This is a genomic window from Paenibacillus sp. 01T422 (assembly GCF_056398785.1).
On the sequence record NZ_JBFTQB010000488.1, the window covers coordinates 1 to 4,800 of the forward strand.

The 4,800-nt window shown below is 47.1% G+C and carries 5 protein-coding genes; 1 reads left to right on the forward strand and 4 read right to left on the reverse strand.

Annotation, left to right across the window (positions count from 1 at the left end):
* A partial coding sequence (locus tag AC1DUA_RS23900; RefSeq protein WP_477502144.1) for an ACT domain-containing protein occupies window positions 1-384 on the forward strand: 384 nt, incomplete at its 5' end.
* Between the two features lie 125 nt (window positions 385-509).
* Here the strand turns inward: AC1DUA_RS23900 and AC1DUA_RS23905 are convergent.
* The 4 genes from AC1DUA_RS23905 to AC1DUA_RS23920 form a co-directional block, all read right to left on the reverse strand.
* Window positions 510-2,405, reverse strand: a complete 1,896-nt coding sequence (locus AC1DUA_RS23905) for an ATP-binding protein (RefSeq protein WP_477502145.1) — start codon at window positions 2,403-2,405, stop codon at window positions 510-512.
* A 1-nt stretch (window position 2,406) separates the two neighbouring features.
* Window positions 2,407-3,120: a response regulator transcription factor gene (locus AC1DUA_RS23910; RefSeq protein ID WP_127451191.1), complete on the reverse strand. Its 714-nt coding sequence runs from the start codon at window positions 3,118-3,120 to the stop codon at window positions 2,407-2,409.
* A gap of 39 nt (window positions 3,121-3,159) precedes the next feature.
* Window positions 3,160-4,419: a cytochrome c biogenesis protein CcsA gene (ccsA, locus tag AC1DUA_RS23915; protein ID WP_477502146.1), complete on the reverse strand. Its 1,260-nt coding sequence runs from the start codon at window positions 4,417-4,419 to the stop codon at window positions 3,160-3,162.
* Window positions 4,416-4,800 (reverse strand): cytochrome c biogenesis ResB family protein (locus tag AC1DUA_RS23920; RefSeq protein WP_477502147.1); only part of this gene is annotated, 385 nt, incomplete at its 5' end. The genes ccsA and AC1DUA_RS23920, both read right to left, overlap by 4 nt.

Sequence of the window (4,800 nt, forward strand, 5' to 3'; positions counted from 1 at the left end):
GTTCAAACGTCAAATACATCAAGCTCGTTTACAAACCTTGTGACGGTTACTGTCAAAACAAAACAAGAAGAAAAAACGCTTGCTGGAACGTTACTTTCCGGTTACGGCGAACGTATCGTACGTATCGATCAATACCCAGTTGACTTCTCTGCCGAAGGGAACCTGCTGCTTATCTCCCATAATGATAAACCAGGTATCATCGGTCGCGTAGGAACACTGCTAGGAAGCAACAACGTGAACATTGCAACGATGCAAGTAGGTCGTAAAGTGATCGGTGGATCCGCCATCATGGTTCTGACAATCGACAAATCAGCTCCTGCTGAAGTGTTGGCTGAACTGTCGACACAAGCCGAAATCGTGAATGTTCGTGCGCTTACGGTTTAAACTTCTCACTAATAGGTACAAAGTGTTTCACGAACAACAAGATTTTGTCTGAATATTCTACAAAATGAAAGGCGTTTGCTGTGAGTTTTCACAGCAAACGCCTTTTTTGTGTCGAATTTGTGACATTATTTGGGTTCGCAAGGCAGTAATATCGTGAATGTTGTTCCTTGCCCCAGCACACTTTGGGCAGTGACAATTCCGAAATGCGATTCTACAATATTTCTCACGATGGATAGACCCAAACCCGTGCCTCCCGATGAACCACGTGTACGGGCTTTATCGGCTTTGTAGAACCGTTCAAAGATGAACGGCAGGTCATTGGCAGGTATCCCCTGCCCTTCGTCGGAGACCTCAATGCGAATCGCTGGCTTATTCTTATACGTGGCCGGCTCCGCTTTCATGGCAATACTGGCCCCTGAGGCCGTATGCCGGAAAGCATTATCAAGCAGGTTCGTCAGCACCTGCTCCAGCCGATCCTCATCCCCTCGTTCGAGGATGAGAGGCTTATCAGGCAGCGCCACGCTTAGCGCGATGCCGCGCTCTTTGGCCAGCACCGAAAATTTGCGGTGCATACGCTTGATCAGGGAGTCGACTTCGACCTCCCTGAAGGCCAGCTCGAGATGGCCGGCTTCCATCCGCGCCAGATCGAGCAGGTCACGGACGAGGCGCCCCATGCGGAGCGACTCGTCGTGGATGACCTGCACAAGCTCCACGCGCTCCTCCGGCGTGGAGGGAATGTCATCCAGCAGGGCTTCGCTATAGCCCTGCAGCATCGAGATCGGCGTACGAAGCTCATGCGAGACGTTCGCCACAAAATCTTTGCGCAGCTTGTCGAGGAGCTCTTCCTCCGTAACATTACGGAGAACTGCTACCGCGCCGCGCACCTCTTCGCTTTGTTCGCTCATGTATAATGGCGTCATGGCAACAGACCACACGCCGTTCTGCACATGCAGCTTGGTCGCGGCTTCCGATGATTCGTCCACAACCGCTTCAAAAAGTGGTATCAGCGGAACGGGAATCGGAACCAAGAACGGATTGCTATAGCTCGTTAATCCCCAATCACCGAGCGCTGTATCCGGCTTCCGGTAGCGCTTGGTCTCCTCATCATCCTCCGACCATTCAATGGTGCTCCACTCCTGCACGATTTTCTCGCCTTGTGGATTGGTGAGCATAACAGATCCATTCGCATCCAATGTGATTACCGCATCAGTCATACTGTGCAAGATACTTGATAAGTGCTCTTTCTCTTGGGAAAGTTCTCGGATGCTTTCCTGCATTTTCTCCCCCATATGGTTAAATGTCTTAGCCAATTCGCCGATTTCATCCTTGGAAATAATAGGTACTCTTGTCCCGTATTCTCCCTTAGTGATGAAATCTGCAGCTTTTTTCAACTGCTGAAGCGGTCTTGTTATTTTCGCAAATAGGAAGAAGGCAAAAAATGTTGTCATCAGAAAACCAACAATGGACACATAAATAAATAGTCTTAGCATGTAAGACTGTGTCGCTTCGAGCGACTGCAGGGATTGATAAATAATGGTCGCACCCGCAATGCTGCCCTGCAAATTTTTCAACGGAACAGCCACAACCAGATACTCTTCGCCAGCTTTTAAACGACCAATTTTGGACTTATTAATCGATTTATCGATGGTTTCACCGGCAAATACACGTTGCAGTTCAGCCTCTGTATACAGGTCCGTAGAATGGAAACCACCTAATGTACTTCCAAGTGTAGATGGCAAAGCCATTTCCTTCATTTCTCTAGAAATAACCAGCAGTTTCGCATCCTGAAAACCTAAAAGTTCGTTGCTTAACTGATAAAACTGTTCATTATACATATGATGAGAGGCTTCTTCTGAAAAATTGCGAGCCAGCTTCTCAATATTAGCGGTTTGATCCTTGGCTTGGGAGAAATAATTTTCCATATAATTGACAAGAAAAAGACCTAGTATGAGCAGTACTACCCCAACTAGGCCAATGATTGTCAACCAAAGCTTACCTACGACGCTTCTGAATATAAACACGTTATTTAGGCACCTCTAGCTTATAGCCTACTCCCCACACGGTCGTAATCATCGCAGCAGCATCCGGGGAAACTTTGTTTAATTTTTCACGGAGTCTTTTGACATGGGTATCGACAGTCCGCAAATCGCCAAAGAACTCATAGTTCCAAACATCCTTCAACAGCTCTTCGCGCGAGAAGACTTTATCCGGTGACACAGCCAAGTAATGCAGCAATTCGTATTCTTTTGGCGTCAATGCCACTTCCTGGCCGCCAGCCGTTACGCGATGGGCATCATGTTCAATGATCAAGTTTGGAAACACAATATTGTTGCTCGAGCTTGCATCCTTAGACAGATAGGCTGTAGCTGATGAGCGGCGTAAAATCGCTTTAACCCGGTAAATAACTTCGCGTGGAGAGAACGGCTTCACCACATAGTCATCTGCCCCAACTTCAAATCCGCTGACACGGTTCGTTTCCTCACCCTTGGCTGTCAGCATAATGACTGGTGTAGACTTCACTTGGCGAAGTCGCGCACACACTTCAATTCCGTCAATTCCAGGCAGCATGACATCAAGCAGCACTAGGTCATAGTCCGTTTCAGTCGCCATGCGAAGGGCGTTCTCCCCGTCCTCTGCTTCTTCAATGATATAGCCTTCTTTCTCTAAATACATACGGAGCAATCTCCGAATTCGTTCTTCATCATCCACAACGAGTATGCTAGCTTTCATTTCCATGGAGCTTCACATCCTTATCTAAATTAAGTTCGATTTGTTTTATACACCTGCATAGGAGTGCAGCCCTGCGATAACAAGGTTTACCCCAACTAACGTAAACATAACCACGATAAAGCCGATAACGGTTAACCAAGCTGATTTCTTGCCTTGCCAGCCTTTGGATAAGCGAAGATGTAAAAATACGGCGTAGAATAACCAAGTAATTAGTGCCCATACTTCTTTGGGATCCCAGCCCCAGAAGCGTCCCCACGCTTCCTGAGCCCAAATCATCGCAAATATCAGTGCTCCTAATGTAAAAATCGGATAGCCGATTGCAATAGCGCGATAGCTGATTTCATCGAGATCCTCAGGATCCATGCCTTTGACGATTGGGCCAATAGCGGCTCCTAACGGCTTGCGGGCAACCAGTCGAGCTAGCCAATAAAGCACAAGACCTCCTAGAATGGACCAAATCACGGTGTTCAATTTACGCCCGGCACTCGCGCCTTCCATCCAAGACGGTGCTGTCAATAGCGGTTTCGTCATGCCTAAGAACGGCTTCATTTCCACAACCTTCATATTATAAGGCTTCACGATTGGAGGCAGTACGTAAGTCTCATTTTGAATGCTTGTTTGCTGTTGTCCTTGTGCATCCATAACGGTAACCTCTTTGGAGAATTCGGCTTTATAGCCTGAACCGTTAAATGTAAAAATAGAAGCAATAAAGGCGATTAGCATTAAGATGAAAAAGAGTGTCAGCTCTACGCCTCTTTGTTCACGCTTCTCTTTTTGGCTGGTGCCTTTAAAATCCACAGCACGCAGTAAATACATAAGTCCGCCAGCGAACCCGACGCCGAAAAATGCTTCACCGGTTGCAGCTGTCGTTACATGGATTTTCAGCCAGTAACTTTGCAGGGCCGGAATCAGAGGCTGAACCTCGCTCKGAAAGACAGAGGCATAAGCAATGATAATAAAGCCGATTGGCAATGCAAACACACCAAGTACAGGCGTGCGATAAATGAGATACACGATCAAGAAAGCAAACATGATCATCATCCCAAGAAAGGTCATGAATTCATACATATTCGAAGTCGGAATGTGATTCCCTTCCGCCCATCTTGTGAAGAAGAACGTCACTTGGCAGGCAAATCCGACAACAGAGGTCAGGAAGGCTACGAACCCCCATTGCTTCTGATGCTGCTCCGGATCACGATTACTCCACTTTCTACCGGTAATCGAGAGGACGAAAAGCAAAAATGCTGCCAGGTATACGAAAAACGCTATAAGTAAAAAGGTGCTGCTGACTGAATTGACATTCACCCCTGGTTCCCTCCATTGTCTAATGATTTCGGCAGTACTTCCATGTTATTTTTCTTTAAGGCTGCTGCAACCTCATTACGTAAGCCGAACCAGTTCTTGTTCGTATGTCCGCCGAGCGTAAGCTTACCTTCGTCGATGCGAATCCAGATACGGCGATGCTGCCAGTAGAAGCCCATTATGACCCCAATCATGAATATCGCAGCCCCTACCCAGATATAAGGCATAGCTTTGTCCACACGAATGTTCAGGTAAGTGGTATAGTTGGCAAATTGTACGCCTTCCATAGTTCCGACGGCAATCTTCAATTTCTGGCTGATCGCTCCATTAATCGTGTCTTGGGAGAACGCTTCTTTGTCAATTTGTCTTGGGAAATACAAGTAC